General features: G+C 40.2%; 18 protein-coding genes, 2 pseudogenes and 1 riboswitch. Of the genes and pseudogenes, 3 read left to right on the forward strand and 17 right to left on the reverse strand.

Annotation, left to right across the window (positions count from 1 at the left end):
• Positions 1-132: 132 nt before the first annotated feature.
• From C0966_RS07610 to C0966_RS07635, 6 genes and pseudogenes are all read right to left on the reverse strand, one after another.
• On the reverse strand, positions 133-1788 hold the full coding sequence (locus C0966_RS07610) for a glycerol-3-phosphate dehydrogenase/oxidase (protein ID WP_274854672.1): 1656 nt from the start codon (positions 1786-1788) through the stop codon (positions 133-135).
• 155 nt (positions 1789-1943) lie between these two features.
• On the reverse strand, positions 1944-2774 hold the full coding sequence (locus C0966_RS07615) for a Ku protein (protein ID WP_274854673.1): 831 nt from the start codon (positions 2772-2774) through the stop codon (positions 1944-1946).
• Positions 2775-3220: 446 nt separating this feature from the next.
• Positions 3221-3569 (reverse strand): annotated as a pseudogene (locus tag C0966_RS07620) (transporter associated domain-containing protein); the annotation flags it as partial.
• Between the two features lie 16 nt (positions 3570-3585).
• Positions 3586-4272, reverse strand: a complete 687-nt coding sequence (locus tag C0966_RS07625) for a zinc metallopeptidase (protein WP_274854674.1) — start codon at positions 4270-4272, stop codon at positions 3586-3588.
• 15 nt (positions 4273-4287) lie between these two features.
• The gene (locus C0966_RS07630) at positions 4288-4683 is read right to left on the reverse strand and encodes a MerR family transcriptional regulator (protein ID WP_274855733.1); all 396 of its coding nucleotides are present in this window, start codon (positions 4681-4683) and stop codon (positions 4288-4290) included.
• Positions 4684-5180: 497 nt separating this feature from the next.
• Positions 5181-6439 (reverse strand): annotated as a pseudogene (locus C0966_RS07635) (cytochrome P450).
• A gap of 245 nt (positions 6440-6684) precedes the next feature.
• Between C0966_RS07635 and C0966_RS07640 the strand changes: the two are divergent.
• From C0966_RS07640 to C0966_RS07650, 3 genes are all read left to right on the forward strand, one after another.
• Positions 6685-6828, forward strand: a complete 144-nt coding sequence (locus C0966_RS07640) for a hypothetical protein (RefSeq protein WP_274854675.1) — start codon at positions 6685-6687, stop codon at positions 6826-6828.
• Between the two features lie 204 nt (positions 6829-7032).
• Entirely contained in the window at positions 7033-7323 is a 291-nt protein-coding gene (locus C0966_RS07645) for a tyrosine-type recombinase/integrase (protein WP_274854676.1), read from the forward strand.
• Positions 7324-7406: 83 nt separating this feature from the next.
• Complete coding sequence (locus C0966_RS07650) at positions 7407-9236, forward strand: DNA ligase D (protein ID WP_274854678.1); 1830 nt, start codon at positions 7407-7409, stop codon at positions 9234-9236.
• Between the two features lie 306 nt (positions 9237-9542).
• On the opposite strand, the gene C0966_RS07655 is transcribed toward C0966_RS07650, so the two are convergent.
• From C0966_RS07655 to C0966_RS07705, 11 genes are all read right to left on the reverse strand, one after another.
• The gene (locus C0966_RS07655; protein ID WP_087960461.1) at positions 9543-10778 is read right to left on the reverse strand and encodes an IS256 family transposase; all 1236 of its coding nucleotides are present in this window, start codon (positions 10776-10778) and stop codon (positions 9543-9545) included.
• A 270-nt stretch (positions 10779-11048) separates the two neighbouring features.
• The gene (locus C0966_RS07660) at positions 11049-11492 is read right to left on the reverse strand and encodes a DUF4362 domain-containing protein (protein WP_274854679.1); all 444 of its coding nucleotides are present in this window, start codon (positions 11490-11492) and stop codon (positions 11049-11051) included.
• A 79-nt stretch (positions 11493-11571) separates the two neighbouring features.
• Positions 11572-11946, reverse strand: a complete 375-nt coding sequence (locus C0966_RS07665; protein WP_274854680.1) for a hypothetical protein — start codon at positions 11944-11946, stop codon at positions 11572-11574.
• Between the two features lie 250 nt (positions 11947-12196).
• Positions 12197-13180, reverse strand: coding sequence for a diaminopimelate epimerase (gene dapF, locus C0966_RS07670; RefSeq protein ID WP_274854681.1), 984 nt, complete (start codon positions 13178-13180; stop codon positions 12197-12199).
• 58 nt (positions 13181-13238) lie between these two features.
• Complete coding sequence (locus C0966_RS07675; RefSeq protein WP_274854682.1) at positions 13239-14051, reverse strand: HipA family kinase; 813 nt, start codon at positions 14049-14051, stop codon at positions 13239-13241.
• 38 nt (positions 14052-14089) lie between these two features.
• Positions 14090-14557, reverse strand: coding sequence for a 6,7-dimethyl-8-ribityllumazine synthase (gene ribH, locus C0966_RS07680; RefSeq protein ID WP_274854684.1), 468 nt, complete (start codon positions 14555-14557; stop codon positions 14090-14092).
• 18 nt (positions 14558-14575) lie between these two features.
• Positions 14576-15769, reverse strand: a complete 1194-nt coding sequence (locus C0966_RS07685) for a bifunctional 3,4-dihydroxy-2-butanone-4-phosphate synthase/GTP cyclohydrolase II (RefSeq protein ID WP_274854685.1) — start codon at positions 15767-15769, stop codon at positions 14576-14578.
• Positions 15770-15787: 18 nt separating this feature from the next.
• Positions 15788-16438, reverse strand: a complete 651-nt coding sequence (ribE, locus tag C0966_RS07690; protein WP_274854686.1) for a riboflavin synthase — start codon at positions 16436-16438, stop codon at positions 15788-15790.
• Positions 16419-17537 carry a bifunctional diaminohydroxyphosphoribosylaminopyrimidine deaminase/5-amino-6-(5-phosphoribosylamino)uracil reductase RibD gene (gene ribD, locus C0966_RS07695; RefSeq protein WP_274854688.1) on the reverse strand — a complete coding sequence of 373 codons (1119 nt, stop codon included), beginning with the start codon at positions 17535-17537 and terminating at the stop codon, positions 16419-16421. The genes ribE and ribD overlap by 20 nt, the downstream gene beginning before the upstream one ends.
• A 154-nt stretch (positions 17538-17691) precedes the next feature.
• Positions 17692-17840: riboswitch (FMN riboswitch) on the reverse strand.
• 103 nt (positions 17841-17943) lie between these two features.
• Entirely contained in the window at positions 17944-18510 is a 567-nt protein-coding gene (locus tag C0966_RS07700; protein ID WP_274854689.1) for a redoxin domain-containing protein, read from the reverse strand.
• A gap of 237 nt (positions 18511-18747) precedes the next feature.
• Positions 18748-19539 (reverse strand): hypothetical protein, encoded by a 792-nt coding sequence (locus tag C0966_RS07705; protein ID WP_274854690.1) that lies wholly within the window; start codon positions 19537-19539, stop codon positions 18748-18750.
• Positions 19540-19661 lie beyond the last annotated feature (122 nt).

Genomic DNA, 19661 nt, shown 5'->3' on the forward strand with positions numbered 1-19661 from the left:
GCTATTATTTTGATTTAACTGCGATTTTTCTGTTTTTATTGCGATTCTTTCATTTTAACCGCGATTATTTTGATATTACCGCGATATTTTCATTTTTACCGCGATTGCGGCCAGTGCCTGAAATTTTTCCATTCAGCAGTCCGGTACGGACGCTTTTTTCATTTCTTTTTCTAGTTCTTCCATTCTATCCATTTTTGTTTGTTCGTCCCATTCAAAATAGTCTGCCAAATAATTTACTGCTTTATCTTTCCATTTCCGGACACCGGCAATATGAAACAACAGCATTCCTGTTCTTCTGTAAAAAAAGTCCACCGGGGTCGCTGCCATTTCATGTTCGAGTGCATATTGCAATTGTGCAAATAATGGTAGAGGCAATTCATATTGATCGGCAAACGTCTTTTGCTTTCCGGCGATGTCAAATAAAATCGGTACATTTGACCCGTACATCGAGATCAGAAATTTTGCTTCTTCATCTGTGAGTCCATTATTGGTTCCATTGGCTATTTGTTCATTAACATACTTGCTGAATGAGCTTGATCCGCCGACATCACCTCCCGAAATCGGCAAGTTTTTCGTTTGACATTCTTTATATGAAAAACCGCTCTCTTTTTGAAGTTTCTCGGAAGCTAAGTCAACAACGATTTTAGCCATTTTCCGGTAGCCGGTCAGTTTCCCTCCGGCGATCGTAACTAATCCAGATTCCGATTCCCAAATTTCATCTCTACGGGAAATTTCAGATGGATCTTTTCCTTCCTCATGGATTAAAGGACGCACTCCTGCCCAGCTCGATTCGATATCTTCTACCGAGATGTTCGTTTCCGGAAACATATAATGAATCGCGTTAATAAGGTACTGCCTGTCTGCAGACGTAATTTTCGGAGATGCAAGATCGGCATCGTAAAAAGTATCTGTCGTACCTACATATGCCTTACCGTCACGGGGAATTGCAAATATCATTCTTCCGTCCGGCGTATCAAAATAAACGGCCTGTTTTAGTGGAAATTTCGATTGGTTGATCACGATATGAACACCTTTTGTATGTTTCACCGTTTTTCCTGTCGTTGAACCATCTTTTTCCCTGACTTCGTCGACCCATGGGCCAGTTGCATTGACAACTTTTCTTGCGCGGATTTCATAGTGTTCACCTGACAATTGATCAATGACCACTGCCCCTCTTACTTTGCCATTTTCGTAAAGGAACTTTTCCACCTTGGAATAATTCAAAGCAGCAGCTCCTTTTTCAACAGCCTTTTTCATCACTTCGATCGTTAATCTCGCATCATCTGTGCGATATTCGACATAATACCCGCTGCCTTTTAGCCCTTCTTTTTTAATAAGAGGTTCTATCTCCAATGTTTCATTAGCATTTAGTATTTTTCTACGTTCGCTTTTCTTAACCCCTGCTAAAAAGTCATAAAGTCTGAGGCCGATCGAAGTGCTGAATTTGCCAAACGTTCCTCCTTTATGAAGTGGAAGCAGCATCCATTCCGGGGTTGTCACATGAGGCCCGTTTTCATATACAATTGCCCGTTCTTTTCCAACTTCCGCGACCAATTTTACTTCAAATTGTTTCAAATAGCGAAGGCCTCCATGGATAAGTTTTGTCGACCTGCTTGATGTTCCGGCGCCAAAATCCTGCATTTCTACCAATGCTGCAGTCATCCCTCTCATCGTCGCATCAAGCGCGATCCCTGCTCCGGTGATTCCTCCGCCAATCACAAGCAAATCGAATTCTCCATCTTTTAGAGATTCGACTATATTTTTTCGGTTTGCATTTGAGAATTTCATGCAGCTACCTCCTTGCAGTGCTGAATCCAAAAAAAGAAAGAGAGACCACAAAAAACATTACCGGCCTACGATAATGATATGTGGTCTCTCCGTTTCTCCTGCCCAAATATTTACTTCAAGTCAAGATTATTGAAAAAAATCAAGCGAAATCCGCATTACGCTTCTTTCTTTGTTCTTGTGGCAGCGCGTTTTTTCCTTGTTACCGTCTTTTTCGGTTTTGTCCTGTCAATGGAAGCCTGCAATGCAGCCATAAGATCTGTTACATTTGAAACAGGTTCTTTTTCTGCCGGCGTCACCACTTCTTTTCCTGTACGTTTCGCTTCAATCAGTTCAAGTAATGCCGTCCGGTAGTCATCCGTATATTTTTCAGGTTGAAAATCCGTTGTCAGCTGGTCAATTAATAAAATGGCCGTATCAATTTCTTTCTTCGTTACTTTATTTTCTGCCGGCACATTTGGAACGTCGGCTGCAGGTCTTACTTCATCCGGATAATGGATCGTTTCCATTAAAAGGGTGTTTTCAAAAACCCGTATAACGGCAAGCTGCTCCTTTGACCTGATGATGATTTTGGCGATACCGACTTTTTCCGACTCTTCAAGCGCCTTGCGCAGTAATGAATACGCTTTTCCCCCGCCATCACCAGGTGACATATAATAGCTTCTGACATAATAAATCGGATCGATTTGCTCCATTTTCACAAAGTCAATGATTTCCACCGCTTTGTCTTCATTTTCCCTTTTCCAATTTTCCAAATCTTCGTCATCAAGAACAACAAACTTTCCTTTTGTGTATTCGTAGGCCTTTACGATGTCATCATTTTTTATTTCCACATCACAGACCGGACAAACCTTTTCATATTTAATCGGCGAATTGCATTCCTTATGAAGGTTGCGGAGTTTCACATCTTTATCTTCTGTTGCTGCATGCAGTTTAATCGGGATATTGACAAGCCCGAAGCTTATGCTGCCTTTCCATATTGTATGCATATTCCATTTCTCCATTCAGCAATTGATCTATTCTTAATTTGCATGAAGCGTTGAAGAAAATGCATATAAACATTTGGAAAAAGTGAATATACTCTCGTTCGCTGTTGTTTACTCCCGTTCGGTTGATGTTTACTCCCATTCGAGGTGCCTTTTCTCCCGTTGGGCACACGTTTACTCCCGTTCAAGGGGTCTTTACTCCCGTTCAACAGCCATTTACTCCCGTTCAACAGCCATTTACTCCCGTTCGGCAGATGTTTACTCCCGTTCGAGGTGATTTTACTCCCGATTAGCAGTCGTTTACTCCCGTTCAGCAGACATTTACTCCCGTTCGAGGCGCTTTTACTCCCGTTCAACAGTAGGAGAATTTATCTTTACCATTATTTAAAAAGACAAAAAAGAAAAGAGGCATGTACGTTCCTGTACGTACATGCCTTTTCATTGTATTGTTATAATAGTACCTCTGTTTTTTGAAAAGCTTCCAAATCGATTTTTGCTGGAAAAACCTCAATTCGTTTAATATGGTGTTCTTCTATTTCCAGTACCTTAAACTCATATCCGCCAAACACCACAGATTCACCTTTTTCGTGATCGAAGTTCTGGGTAGGCATCCAGCCGCCAATCGTATCCATATCTTCTTCAATATTTGTACTTAATAAATCGTTCACTTCATCAATTAAGACTTTGGAGTCAAAGATATAGTGTTTATTCTTGTATTTTCTGAATTTCAGGTACTTCATCGATGTCGAACTCATCTTGGTTTTCACCTACGATTTCCTCCAAAATGTCCTCAACAGTATCCATCTAAGTTTTATTATTCTTCTTCTTGTCCTTGGAAGAAAATCATGACATATTTGAGTAACTCTAAGATAGAAATTAAAGCAGCAGCTACATATGTTAAGGCAGCAGCATTCAATACTTTGTTAACGCCTGTTTCCTCATCATTATAAATAATTCCCTCTGCCAACATTAAATTTTTAGCCCTTGAGCTAGCATTAAACTCAACAGGCAGAGTAATTAATTGGAAGGCAACAGCTGCTGAGAAAAAAATAATTCCGATTCCTATAAGTGAAAGGCTTTGGAATAAAAATCCTGCTAACAACAAAAATGGAGCAATTCCGGACGATATGTTCACTAGCGGGAACATATGGTGGCGTAATACTAATGCTCCGTAAGATTGCTGGTGTTGAATCGCATGACCAACTTCGTGAGCTGCAACAGCTATAGAAGCAATGGATGTTCCGTAATATACGGGTTCAGATAAACGGACAACACGACTCAGCGGATCATAATGGTCTGTTAAAGTACCTGGAACTGCTTCAACAGGCACGTGATATAAGCCATTACGATCGAGAATTCGTCTTGCCACCTCGGCTCCGGTTAATCCAGTACGTGTTGGTACCTGAGCCCACTTATTGAAATTTCCTTTTACTTTGAATTGCGCCCAAACGGATAATCCAAATGCAATAATAATTAAGAAATCCATTGGATGAAAAAACATGTTTGGTTCCTCCTTTTAACCTAATAACATGAGTAATATATGAATGAGTGAAATGCTTTCAGGTGACAGCCTTTTTGTAATGAGATTACGTTCATGTTCATCAAGACTTTCAAATGAAGGCAATAATTCTTCAATGTTTTCTTTTAAGTGATGAATCTGATTTGCTATTTCGTTTGCTTGATGAACAATGTCAGACTGCTTCCCCTGTTTTTTTCTTTCAAGTAATTCTTTGATTTCCTGCAAGGATAGTTGTTGCTTTTTACAAGTTTCAATAAACCTCAAATCCTCTAACGATTCTTGAGAGTAATAACGATAGTTCGAAGAAGTACGTTCTGCTTTTAGTAATCCTAAATTTGTATAATAATCGATGGTACGCCTTGTTACATTCGCCAATTCTGCAAGTTCCCCAATACGGTGCTTCCCAGCCCCATCGAATCACCTCCTCTAAATAAATGAAGTGTAACGTGATGGTTTGCCAAGAAAGTAAAACCATTTTGCCATCCATGTTATACGGTGGGATAAAGCAAAAAGTTTCAAATAGCAAGATTTTCTAACTGGTGCTAGTATAAATCCATGGACACATTTTAGTTAAGTTTTCAAAAATTTGACTAGAATGAAAATGAAAGGATGTGTCCTTGATGGGTATCCAAAACAGTAATAAAGAATTCAAGACATCTGGCTTCTCGGCAGGAAACTCATGCCCGCGATAATTAAAGAGTTAATTAATCTAAGAATGGATCAGTTCAATTATTTGGCCAAATTCATTAAGAAGAGCGCATTTCTTGCTACAGAAATGCGCCCGATTGTTGAAGATCAAAGGATATGTTGAAGCCGTCTCGTACTTATTGAACTTTAGCACCCATTTAAAAAGCTAATTACTCACAATAATTGAGTAGAGTAGAAATAAATTATATCCTCTTTTTAACATTTTTGATCACTACTTTACTATGGGGAATACTTGGCATGCTAGCCATGCTGAAACTCAAATCCTGGTCAGGAACTTCACAATCCATTCGATTCGTTAGATAATCAAGACTCACTTTCATGACTTCAATGGTGACCCACTCCCCAGCACAGCGATGTCCCATAAAGTAATCACCACCACCCTGCGGAATGAAGCTAAAAGGGCTTCCTTCCCATTTGGCAAACCGATCAGGACTGAACACATCAGGATTTTTCCAAATTTCAGGGTCATGATTTGTGCCATAAAGATCCAGCAAGGTTAACGTGCCTTCTTCAAATTTATAGCCTTTCCAGGTGAAATCTTTTTTTACCAGCGCCACGACAAACGGAAAAAATGGATAAAAACGGCGAACTTCCTGTACAAACATCTGAGCATACTTTTCATCGCCAGATTTAAGTTTCTCCTTTTCTTCCGGATAATGGTGCACTGCCAGCGCAATAAAATTGATGAATATTGCAATCGCCACAATCGGTCTCAAAATATTGATTACTTCTACAGCAGCGGTCTCGGTATCCAGAAGATTCCCTTCCAGATCACGATACCAAGCAAATTTGTGTAATGTGGTATTTTCAGGGGGATTCACTTTCCCATCACGAACCCAATCAATGAGTTCTTCGATCCATATTTCTTCGTAATTCCGTGCATGTCTCCCTAGCCAATGTTTCATGCCAACTGCAGCTGCCGACTCGAACATCGCCCCAAATTTTTTGTCAGCCTCTTAACTTCGTTTTCTTGTACCGGTACACCTGCCCACTGGCAGGCTGTCCTGCACATAATTTCCTTCGCTTCTTCATAAAGAATAACCTTATCCATCTGTTCCCATTTGTCCACTGCTATCTCCCATTGTTTTTTTGTAATGTCAGTTAGTTTTTCAAGTTCGTCAGGAGACATAATCGACATAAACATTTCCTTGCGATGTTTATGGGTCTGTCCATCTAACGCCTGAACACCATTCTTGCCAAACAATGTTTGCACAACCCGGTTTAGTGCAGCATCTTTCCTTTTGAATTTCTCAGTGTCATAAAAAATTTCCGCAGCTTCCTTTCCTCCCATGCAGATTGCTTTCTTTCCAAGCAAACGGGTCTCGAAAATATCAGAATTAAAACTGTGACGTCTGTTCAAAATGTATAAATATCCTTCTTCCATAAGACGCCAGGTAGAATCTATTCCTTCTTCTCGAGGCATTTGATTTATATTTGACATATGATCCATCTCCATTTTTCATAGTAATGGTCTTATTCTTTGTAAATTTCCCCTGTTTAGTCTCAAAAAAACTTGGACCCTTAAACAGATTTCAATCTAAAAAAAAGCCAGTTTCCTGTGAACTGTACAGGAATCGACTTTTTTAATTCTTCTTATTAATTTCATACCGCCCTTTAGCATAATAACAATTAGTTCAAGTTTCTACGCTTAGCACAATCACTTATTCCAAAATATGGACCGATTGTGTGGAGTGGCTAAAAACATACGCCAAGGGGAAAGTTAAGGAAAGTACTGTACGTGTCCTGGAAAAGGAAATAAAAATCTTACTGCGATATATAGCAAAAGTAAATATCGACAAGGTTACCCCTAAGAACACCAGAACATTTTAAATGACCTAGACGATAAAGGATACGCCAAGACAACAATTGGAGGAGTACATGTATGTGCCAATATGATTTTTTAATATGCAATAAAAGAAAAAATGAGAAAAGATAATCCTTGCACTGGCGCAGTCATCACGGTTAAAAAACTTAGCGTCGAAGAAATTGAAAACAATACCATTGAAGAAAAATATTTAGAAAAGGAAGAGCTTTTTGAATTCCTTAATGCTGTACGAGAACACGGGCTTAACCATGACTAGTCAGGATGAATCATTTATTGAAAAAACGTCTATCCAAAAAAAAGCTACGCCACATATTTTTCGTCACACTCACATTAGCATGTTAGTTGAAGCTGGTGTTGATATTAATACCATTATGAAAAGAGTTGGTCGTGACGACAAGATTTACACTCACGTCACAGAAAAAATGAAAAAAATGCTTCCCAAAAGATCAAAAATCATTTTGGGAGCATTTAACTTAGCAAATCGCAAGAAATGTGAGTGATTTGTGATTTATTTAATATTAAAGTCAGTTTAAACAGCCTTCAAGCCTTGATATATAAACGTTTATAGGTTGGTGATTACATCATGAAACCAATGCTGCCTACTCTCACCTTTGATGTTCCAGAAGGAGATGATTGGCTGTTTGAAGTGAAATATGACGGTTTTCGGTCGATTTTGGAAGTGGGTGAAACAGTTTCGCTGAAAAGCCGAAACGGAAAAGATCTTCTTCCTCTTTTTCCGGAAATTGAACATTTTTTAAAAAACCATATCGATCATTTAAAACCTTGCTTGCCTTTTACTCTTGACGGCGAGCTTGTATTTCTTGAAAATCCATACAAAGCAAACTTCGCAGCCATCCAAGTACGCGGCCGGATGCGGTCTAAGCAGCGAATTATCCAAAAAGCACGCAAAGCTCCGTGTCGTCTGCTCATTTTTGATGTGTTGACATTAAATGGAAAATCATTAAAAGATCGTGAATATCAGACAAGAAAACAAATTCTTATTGATTTTTTTGAAAAAACAGGACTCCCCCTCGCTCCCGACGAAAAAGATGAAAGGCTTATGCAGTTCATACCGGCAAATAACAACTTTCTAACCATTTGGGAAAACGTTGTCCTTTATGACGGGGAAGGGGTTGTTGCAAAACAATTGAAAAGCCGCTGGGAGGAAGGAAAAAGGACAACAACTTGGCTGAAATATAAGAACTGGAAATATGTTTCTTGTTTTATAACGGCATATGAAAAATCGAACGGCTATTTTTACGCAGCTGTTTATAAGGAAAAAAACATATACCCGATCGGGCAGTTTCTTTTCGGGCTAAAGCCTGATGAAAAGCAATCACTTTTTCAGATCATAAAAGAGAATAAAACCGGTGAAGACAAGCAATTTATTTACGTCGATCCGGCCATTTGCGTTGAAGTGAAGTACCTGGAAATGTATGAGGAGCAAATGAGAGAACCTCATTTTGACCGCTTCCGTTTCGACCTTTTACCGAAAGACTGTACATATGAGAAATTTGTATTACAACAGAAAAATCTCCCTGTCGAAGTAGAAATTACACATCCTGATAAACCTTTATGGGAAACTCCCCCCATTCAAAAGATGGACTATCTTCACTTTTTGAGGGAAATTTCCCCTTATATGCTTCCGTTTTTGAAGGACAGGCTACTTACGGTCATCCGATATCCGCACGGTATTTTTGGCGAAGCTTTTTATCAAAAAAATAGCCCGGATTACGCACCGAATTTTGTTGACACACACGAAGAAGAAGGCATCAAATATATCGTTTGCAACAGCCTTAAAACATTATTATGGCTCGGAAACCAGCTTGCCTTTGAATTCCATATTCCTTTCCAAACGATCTCAAGCAAGGGCCCGGGCGAAATCGTTTTTGATCTGGATCCGCCATCAAAAGATGCGTTCCCTTTAGCGATAAAAGCAGCCAATGATATAAAAGAGGTGCTGGACCATCTGGAACTGATCAGCTTTATTAAAACATCCGGAAACAAAGGGCTGCAAGTGTACATCCCTTTGCCGGATAACCGTTATTCCTATGAGGATACAAAACTGTTTACTTCTTTTATCGCCGAATATCTTGTTTCAAAGGATCCTGATTCGTTTACTACAGAAAGAATGAAAAAAAAGCGAGGGGCCAGGCTGTACGTGGACTATGTCCAGCACGCGGAAGGCAAAATGATCATAGCTCCTTATTCACCCCGCGGCAACTCAAAAGCGACTGTTGCTGCTCCGCTCTTTTGGGAAGAAGTAAATGAGAACCTATCAATGGATACCTTTCAAGTTACCACGATTTTAAAACGATTGAAAGACAGCGGAGATCCGTTTCAATCTTTTTTCAAGGCAAAAGAAAGGCAAAAATTTCAGCCTGTTCTTGATTTCCTGAAACGAAAAGGATAAGGCGAATATTTTTATTAAAAGTCAAGGTAATGCTTTATAACATTATCTATTTAATGTCACAAATGATAAAGGGTAAAAAAGAAGGATAGGTGAGGGTCAAGTCCTAATTATTGTGTAAATTCCCCTTTGATAGACAACATGGACCTGATGACTTGACGTATGGTAGGCAAGTCCGGCAAGTCTCCCTGCCAGTCGCCTTCCCGGACAAACGATCATGTTGTCAAGGAACAGGCGTGTCAAGGAGCTTTCGCGGCATATCCTCGCTTCGCTCCGGTATTCCACGTTCTCCTTGACACAGCGAAGGGGTTACCCTACTCTTTTCATCTCCGAAACTTCCTGATTCACCGATCGAGCTTCTTGCTCTTTCGTTTTCCGCCACTGCCAATATTCGGACATATCTAAGTATTTACGTCCCGACATCCATTTTTCATCGATTTCGATCAACACGGCACCAACGAGGCGATACACCGATTCCCGGTTCGGAAAGATGCGGATGACCCGTTCTCTGCGACGAATTTCTTCGTTCAGCCGTTCCACTCCGTTGGTCGTACGCAGACGCCGCCGATAACGGTCCGGATAGTCCAATACAGCCGTGGCGTCTTCGAATCCCTCTTCAAGGATTTGCATGGCTTTTGGGGCTTTTTCTTCCCATTTGGCCAGCACTTGTTCCAATAACAGCCGGGCCGTTTGCTTGTTTGGGGCATGAAGAATCCCGCGAATCTCCTCCAGCAAGGCATCCTGCATATACTTTGGTGCGGCATCGAGGATATTGCGAATAAAATGTGTCTGGCATCGCTGCCATGTAGCACCTTGGAAATGCTTTTCAATCGCTTGCACCAGCCCGCCGTGCTGATCCGAGATGATCAAGTCCACTCCCCGGAGTCCTCGATCTTTCAGCCATCCGAAGAACTCGCTCCAGCTGGACTCCGATTCACTGTTTCCGATTTGCAGGCCAAGAATTTCCCGGTATCCTTCCTCATTCACTCCTGTGGCGATCAAAACGGCTCTGGAACGTACCCGTCCATCTTCCCGGACTTTCGTATAAATAGCATCTACTAGCACAAACGGATACACATGTTCATGCAGGGAACGGTAATTCCAGTCTTGGATAATCGGATCCAGCCCCTTGCACAGCGAGGAAACCGTGGATTTGGAAAACGAGGTGCCGCACAACTCCTCTGTGATTTGGGTGATTTTTCGGGTAGACACCCCGTTTACCACCATTTCCATGAGTGCCAGTACCAGTGCTTGTTCGCTCCGTTGATACCGTTGGAACAGTTCCGTAGAGAACTCTCCCTCTCTTGTGCGTGGAACGCGCAAGGTCAACCGTCCCACCCGGGTTGTCAGCTGGCGTGGATACGAACCGTTGCGATATCCTTTTCGTTCTTCCGTTCGTTCATAACGGCGAGCCCCCAGCTGTTCTTCTACTTGTGCCTCGAGGATTTGATTGAGGACTTGTTCCAGTAGCTTAGCTAATCCTTCATCTCTGGTGAATAACCCGTGCAGAAGTTCATCATTTAGGGTAATATGATATTGAGCCATGGTTGCATTCCTCCTTATGTTTGGTGTTTGTTTGTCCACTGTTTATTCTACCAAAGGGGAAGCAACATGGCTCTTTTTCTATTTCCCTTTTTACACAATTATATGGACTTAACTTAGGTGAGCAGAATAAAATATATGCTCTATCTATCCTTTTTTGTACTATAAATTTACTACAACAATGAAATTTGTGTGTTTTCGAACTAAAGGACCCGAAATCAAAAATGAAAGTAGAATGACAATAATTGATTTTATTTTCGATCAAACAACCTCTTACTTTAGTTTGTTTTTTTCTACACGAATTAGAAATCGGTCATTACCTTTTGAACAGCCACTTATTAAAAATTCAACATCGCCTTGTGCATTTTCTTTCTCAATTATTTCTTTACAAACATCTCTCTCTATGCCTTTATCGTTTCCAGCAAACTCATCATTTGAATTATCATATGTATATTGAATGACCTTTCCATCAAATTGCAAGTCATGGAATATAGGGTCTCCTTCGTGTGTATAGCCTGTAACTCGTAAAGTGTCCTCTTTTTTATTAGATAGATTAATTAAGAACTGTTTAAACCTCTCTAAATTAACGACTTCATACTGATAAACAACGTCGCCTCTTTTAATCGCTTCCTCGTAGCCATACGCCCCGTTCCTTGAACAACCAATAATGCTAATAACAATCAAAAATAAAATTACAATAAGAAATATTCGTCTCACTTTATTTATCCTCCGACCTTTAACATCTATATTAAATATATACCTTCTTAAACGAACCTGTTTCTTAGTTGAAGAAGAATTAATTGATCTCTTTTGGAAAATGAAAGATTACATATTTTTTAGTCCACATCTCACTTAGAACTGTTATTTCTCCTTGTTCATTTTGAAAAATAAAGCCTGAACCGACTTGTTCCTTAAAAAACCAACCTTTATCTGCCATCAATTTTTTTAGATTTTCATATGCTCTTCCTTGTTTCATTTCTGATATATACCACTGATAACTTTCTTCCTCTGCAATTTTAACGATATTTCCATTCGATTTCTTTACCTTATTTATTACTTCGGATTTTGAAACTGAAGTTATTGGAAGAGGGGGATAATAAACTTTTGTATAAATGAATATAACTCCAAATATGATTAGAACAGTGAAAATCAATTTAAGCCATTTTCTCAACGAGGAAACTCCTTCCAAAATATATAATATAACTTAATTCAACAAATAGTTTTAAATATCCTTGTTATTAAACGAAGCTGCCTGCCTCTTTAGTTGAAGAAAAGTAGGTGATACTTTTTTTCTAAAGGATTGTTGTGGTAGTTAATGAGGTCATTTATAGGTCTTATAAACCAAAAAAGTACACCACTAACTAGTAGTGATGTACTTCATTTTGTTATATTGTCTTTAATTTTACAGAGTAGCCTTATCCTTATAAATATTTGCTCAAATGTTCTTTTACATGGTCGCCTAATTTGTCATATTGTGCTTGTTCTTCCGTAAATTCTTCTTTCTTACCGATGGTGAAAGATTCCGGTTGATTAAGATCAACATGAACGTCCGTTTTGTACACATATGTCGCATTGCCGATCAAATCAATCGTATAGCTTCCGTCCTGTTGATGAACGACGCAGCGGACCTTTCCGCCGTTGTTGTACACTTCAATGGGTTCTTCAACGGAATTGAATCCGTTCAAGCATGTAACAAGGCTCGAAGCAGACATCGCCGTTCCGCATGCGTTTGTGAATCCTACCCCTCGTTCAAACGTACGGACATAAATTTGTCCTTTTTCAAGCGGCATGACGAAACTCACATTCACGCCATCCGGAAATAGTTCATTTGGGCCGTTCACATATTCACTAATTTGTTTTTGCACTTCTGAATGGATTTGATCCTTATCCACGATCGAAACGAGATGCGGATTTGGAACGGCAAGTGCGGAATACACCAATTCGTCTGATAGTGCAGGAATTTTTTCATTCAGCAATGTATCTTGGTCCAAAACAAGCGGCAAATCTTTTAATTGAAAAGAAACCGGAGAAATCTCCACTTGGTAGGTAGGTACATCCGGAAAAATATCTTCTTGCTTTTTTACCGGAAGATCTGCTTTCATTGTATTGATCAATGCTTCGTCTTTCCCGTATAATTCGCATACGTAACGGGCTACACAGCGCAGTCCGTTTCCACACATGGACGCTTCTGACCCGTCCGCGTTAAAAATGCGCATTCTCGCGTCAGCATTGTCTCCTTTTTGGACAAATAAAATTCCATCCGCACCAAGATCCGAATTTCGATCGCACAGGGCAACTGCCAGTTTTGACCGTTCTTCTTCTGTAAAAGAATAGTCATTTGAAATTTCATCTATTAATAAAAAATCGTTTCCTGAACCATGAACCTTTAATATATCTATCTGCAATTTATTAAACCCCCACAATAAAGCCTTATCCTTAGATTGCCATAAACACCAATTTCATTCAATATCCATTTTTTCGAATCGTTCTAAATTTGGCCTCAAATTTCATTCGGTTTAATCTTGCCTTATTTCTATTGTCGCTTTCTGATGGAATGTCCGTTGAATCAAGAATAGATAATATCAACTTTAACTTGGCATCGTCTTGAAGCAAGGTCCACAGCCGTTCAAATACAACCGTTTTGTCAGAACCTGCCTTCTCCATCCAGCTCGAAGGTATGCTTTCAATTATTGAATTTGCTTCTTCCCTTTTAATGGACCGGAGTTTTTGAAAAAATTGATCAGGATTGATCCCCTTTTTGTAAAAAGGATTACGTTTTAACAGCAAAATTGTCTCTTTTCTGCTATAATCTTTTCCTTCCAGCAATCCTCTCAGCATAAGCGATGAACCATAATCTGTCGCATATGTTTTCGTTTCACCATAAAGTAAATTTTGGTTCTTATCATATCGGTCAACGTTTAGTAACAAACAATCATACAAAAAGATTTCTTCTTGTTCCCTTTCGGAAAAAGGAATCTTTCTGTCCGATTGCAAAATAAGTGGAAAGGCGATATTTTCCCCGAAGCTCTTTCTCCATAAATCTTTCCCTTCATCGTCTAATAGCTCGATATTTTCTCTGCCATTTATTTCGATCGTTTCCGGTTTTAAAACAGGGAGACCGAGCAGAAGACCGAGTCTGTTTGCCACCCACTCGTTAATGGAAGAAAAAGTTCCGTCTCCTGCCCCTATTAATTTGATAAACCATTTTTGCCCGTTTTCATCCTCGGCGACTACCGGAAGCGAAGAACCGCTTCGGATTACTCCAACGATTTTCATCGGGTGGACCTCTCTTTTAATCGGTTCTTTATTCCATATTATCCGATTTGTCTGACTAGATTTGCCATTTCGATCGCCCCGACTGCAGCTTCCCAGCCTTTGTTGCCTGCTTTTGTTCCGGCGCGTTCGATCGCTTGTTCAATCGTTTCCGTCGTTAATACGCCAAATATAATCGGAACCCCGCTATGTAAGCCGGCCGCCGCTACCCCTTTCGCTACTTCTCCACTTACATATTCAAAGTGAGGCGTTGCACCGCGGATGACTGTGCCCAGTGTAATGACGGCGTCATATTGACCGCTTTCGGCAAGTTTTTTTGCCACAAGCGGAATTTCAAATGCCCCCGGTACCCAAGCGACTGTTATGTCATCTTCATTTACTCCATGGCGGTGCAATGCATCTTCAGCACCACTTAACAGTTTAGCTGTAATGAATTCATTAAATCTTCCAACAACAATCGCAATTTTAAGACCTGTTCCAATTAAATTGCCTTCCAGTACTTTTTTCATATTCTTCTTCTCTCCTTGCTATAATTTAAGTAAATGTCCAAGCTTTGTCTGCTTTGTTTGCAAATATCGCTCGTTTTCTGCCTTTACCGGCATTTGGATCGGCACCCTTTCCGTCACTTCGAGCCCATACCCTTTTAAACCGGCAATTTTCCTCGGGTTATTCGTTAACAGCCTCATCTTCCTGACGCCGAGATCACGAAGCATTTGGGCTCCAATTCCATAGTCGCGGAGATCGGCCTGAAAGCCAAGCTTATGGTTGGCTTCCACAGTGTCATAGCCTTCTTCCTGAAGTTTATAGGCTTTCAATTTATTAATAAGGCCGATTCCTCTGCCTTCCTGCCTCATATAAAGAAGTACCCCTTTACCTTCTTGCTCGATTTGCTTAAGAGCTGCCTCAAGCTGCGGACCGCAATCACACCGATAAGAACCAAAAACATCTCCTGTTAAGCATTCCGAATGAACTCTGACAAGAATCGGTTCATTTCCATCGATTTCGCCTTTTATTACAGCGATATGCTCTTTTCCGTCCAGTATGTTCGTATAGCCGACTACTGAAAAACTGCCGAATTCGGTCGGCAATTGGATTTGTACTTCTCTTTTTACTAGTGAATCGTGATCAAGCCGATACTGGATTAAATCCTGGATCGTAATTATTTTCAAGCCGAATTTTTCTGCAATCTCCTCTAACTTAGGCACGCGTGCCATCGTGCCGTCTTCATTCATGATTTCGCAGATGACTCCGGCAGGTTTGGCGCCGCACAGTCTAGCTAAATCAACAGCTGCTTCCGTATGGCCGGCCCTTCTTAACACACCGCCTTCTTTGGCGACAAGTGGAAAAATATGGCCCGGCCGTTTAAAATCAAATGGCGACGCATCATCTTCAAGCATCTTTTGAACTGTCAATGAGCGTTCAAAAGCACTGATTCCTGTTGTTGTATCCATATGGTCAATACTGATCGTAAAGGCCGTTCCATGCGTATCCGTATTGACATCACTCATTGGATTCAATTGTAATTTTGAGGCCAATTCCTCTGTAACAGGAACACAAATTAGCCCCCTACCCTCTTTTGCCATAAAATTAATTACTTCCGGGGTTGCATATTCGGCAAGTACTACAAAATCGCCTTCATTTTCCCTGTCCTCATCATCGCAAACAATTACTACTTTTCCTTGTCTCAAGTCTTCCAGCGCTTCTTCGATTTTATGGAACATTCTGTTTCCACCTTTCATTTACATAAAGCCATTTTCTCTTAAAAGATCGAGTGTGACCCTGCTGTTTTTATCCTGCCCGTTTTTCTTTTCCATAATTGAATGGATGTATTTTGCCAGCATATCGAATTCGATGTTCACCTTTGCACCCGGCTCTTTCATACCGAGCACGGTTTCACTATATGTGTGCGGAATTAACGAAACCGTTATTACGTTATCTTTTATTCCAAAAATCGTTAACGATGTTCCATCAATGGCTATTGAACCTTTTAACATTGTATATACCGTCCCTGAAGGCGGCACATCAATATCCACATAAACAGCATTGTCCTTTTTCTCTTTACGGAGAATTATTCCGGTTCCATCCACATGGCCCGTAACAAAGTGCCCGCCAAAACGTCCATTCGCTGCCATCGCTCTTTCAAGGTTTACGCTTGAGCCCGTTTTCAATTCGGCAAGTGTTGTAGAATGGTACGTTTCCGGCATGACATCAACGGCAAAAGAAGACGAAGTATAATCGGTTACGGTTAGGCAAACACCGCTTACGGCAATACTGTCTCCAAGGTTTACATCTTCAAGGACTTTTTTGCCCTCAAGGACGATTCGTAAAGCTTCCCCGCTCTGGGTGATCCTTTGCACCTTTCCTATTTCTTCAACTATTCCTGTAAACATTTTTATCACCGTCCGTTCTTATCGGTTTTGCGGTTATTTTAATATCCGGGCCGATACGCTCTACAGAAGTGAACTCAAGCTTTTCAGCCTCCCGAACAAAGTCCAGGCCTTCACCGCCAATTGCCGGAATCGCATCAATGCCTCCGATTATTTTCGGTGCCACATAAAAAATCAGCTGCTGAAATGCTCCAGCTTTCATAAAGGAAGCATGAACCTTTGAACCGCCTTCTACAAGTACGGACATGATCCGCCTTTTGCCAAGCACCGTTAAAAGCTCATTAATATCAATTCGGTCTGTCGATAGCGGAACAACTTCTGTTCCTAATTCTTGCAGTTTGCCAGCTTTTTGCCGATCGAGTTCATTTCCGGTTATAATGATCGTTTTCGCAGTCTTATCTTTTATCACATTCGCATCAAGTGGAATTCGCAGATGTGTATCTAAAATAATTCGAATGGGATTTTTTCCGCCTCGGGGCAATCTGGTGGTTAAGAGAGGATTATCTTTTAGGACGGTTTGAATGCCGACGAGAATCGCGTCGTGTTCATGGCGTAATTGGTGGACATCACTTCTGGCTTGAGTGGATGTAATCCATTTGCTGTCACCTGTTTTTGTTGCTGTTTTTCCATCTAATGTGACAGCTGCTTTTAATGTGACATATGGCTTTCCTGTTTGAATGAAATGAAAAAACGGTTCATTGATAGAATTCGCTTCTTCTGTGCCGACACCCACTTCAACCTCAATTCCGGCCTGCCTTAATTGCTTGACTCCTGATCCGGCAACGAGCGGGTTAGGATCTAAAGTGGCAACGACAACTCTTTTGATTCCTGATGAGATAATCAGCTCGGTACATGGCGGGGTTTTTCCATAATGGCTGCACGGCTCAAGTGTTACATACAGATCCGCACCTCGTGCATTTTCGCCTGCTGTGCGAATGGCGTGAACTTCTGCATGCGGCGTCCCTGCTTTAAGATGGGCGCCCATTCCGAGAATCTCGCCATTTTTCACAACAACCGCCCCCACTGTTGGATTGGGGCTTGTTTGGCCGACGGCAGCACGTGCCATGGAAAGCGCCAATTTCATATACTCATAATCCTGCATGCCTGAGAACCATTCCTCCTTGTTTTTTACATAGCCAGAATCGAGAAATGACACCACTCATTTTCAATAAAAACGAAATCCCCGTACACGAACATGTACGGGGCCCAAATACGCATGCCTAAATAAGCGTTAAAAAGGAGATTTTTTAACGCAAAACTTCCTTCTCCCATCCAGACTTTAACTGTCGGCTTTGGAATTTCACCAAATCCACCGTTTCCGATTTAATCGAAAACGGGTCACGGGCTAAAGAGGACATCCTCTATCACCGCCGGTTAGGAATTTCACCTGACCCCGAAGGAAACCCTATTCGATTTTAAAGTTATTCTAACATATTATAGGTCTTAATTAAAATGAAAAGTTTATGAATAAATAATTTGAACTAAATATATTAGAGACTCTCTTGAATTTATGGAAGTCTCTTTATTTCTTTTTCAATAAATTGTTCATTCATTTCACCTATAATTCTGCTGCGAATGACGCCGTCTGAATCAACAAAAAAGCTTGTCGGGTATGATAATACATCATACATGGATGATACTTGATTTTTTTCATCCATTGGAACCGGAAAAGTCAAACCATGTCTCTGAATAAAGCGAACAGGATCCTCTTTTCTTTTTTCAGTAACTGTTGAATTAACTGCTATAATCACAAAGTTTTCGTCTTTATATTTTTCATAAAGCTTCTGCATATGCGGCATTTCTTTTTTGCATGGCGGACACCAGCTGCCCCAGAAGTTAAGGAGGACTCTTTTTCCCTTGAAATCAGCAAGCTGAATTTCATTTCCGTTTATATCAGCAAGGGTAAAATTGGGAGCCTTCTTTCCGACGTCTATTCCTTCCGGCAGCTGATCCGGGTTTTTGATCTTCTCATATTTCTCAATTTTTGGTCTTTGGTTTTTCTCACGGACCAATGTTTGATCTGCTATAAATAATAGGAGAACAGCAGCTGCTGCGAAAATTAGCCATTTCTTCATAATTGAGGCACCTCTTTTGTTGGAAACATGAATGGCTGTTTTATGAACCGGTTTTCGGCTTTATCGACCAGTTTTGGTGATTTATCGACCACTTTCCATGGTTTATCAACCAGTTTGCAAATTTATCGACCAATTTTCGAATTCGACCACCTTACATTTTTTATCAACCAGTTTGCAAATTTACCGACCATTCACAAATTCCATCATACTATATCTATGAAAAACGCGGAATCGATGTTAATGATTTCGATATCTGTATTGTTGGACGAGGAAACTGATAACGGCAATTTTTTCTTCCTTTGTTGCCAGGTGATGAAATGAAATAATCGGTGTGTTTGGATCTCTGAAATATTTTCCCCATTCAAGCGGCATCCAGCCTTTTTTATATTCACAAACAGCTTTCCCTGCTTGGTTATAAAAATTTATCTCCTCGTTCAATTCCGAATGAATCGAACAGAACATTTTTTTCCTATCTCCTAAAGCAAATTCGCCTTTCTTTCGATTCTTTCTTAAATACAGACCTAATAATTCATCGTTTTCATAGATCTTAATGTATCTGTCTTTCCCGCTTCCAACATGTATGCGTGCCGCTAATTCTCCTTTTTCATTATACAAACCGTACATGCCTGAAAACAGCCTGTCCATAAAATATGGCAAAAACCATCTCCATTGCCAAAACCGCAAATCTTTCACTTCTCCTAATAATTTGCCGCTCGGGGCATACAGTAACATTCTCAAAGATGGGGCGGGCAAATAAGCTATCAGCATATGATTTGTTTCAAAAAGCGTTTCAGTTATGTTTGATTCCGGAGAAATTTCCACAGCTTCTTGAAATCTTTTCTTCACAATTAAATAATTTTGATAGCAAAAAAAGCTATAAATCATAAATGGAAGTGTCAACACTAGTATTGGCAGATTGTGATCAACAACGAGCCATATGATTAAAAAAACAAACGGCGGAATACAAGCTGCCAAGCTTGCATTCAATGATACTTCAGCATATTTCTTGTAATATTGTTGTATATCCATTAAAGATTCTCCCTTGAGCAATTCAAATAGAGGACTATTACCAGTCTATTAATCCACTGAGAAAAACATGAGAGTTGTAAAGGATTTAAATATATTAAATTTATCAAATTTGATTGAAAAAA

Origin of the sequence: Bacillus methanolicus (assembly GCF_028888695.1) — a bacterium.
Lineage (GTDB): Bacteria > Bacillota > Bacilli > Bacillales > Cytobacillaceae > Bacillus_Z > Bacillus_Z methanolicus_B.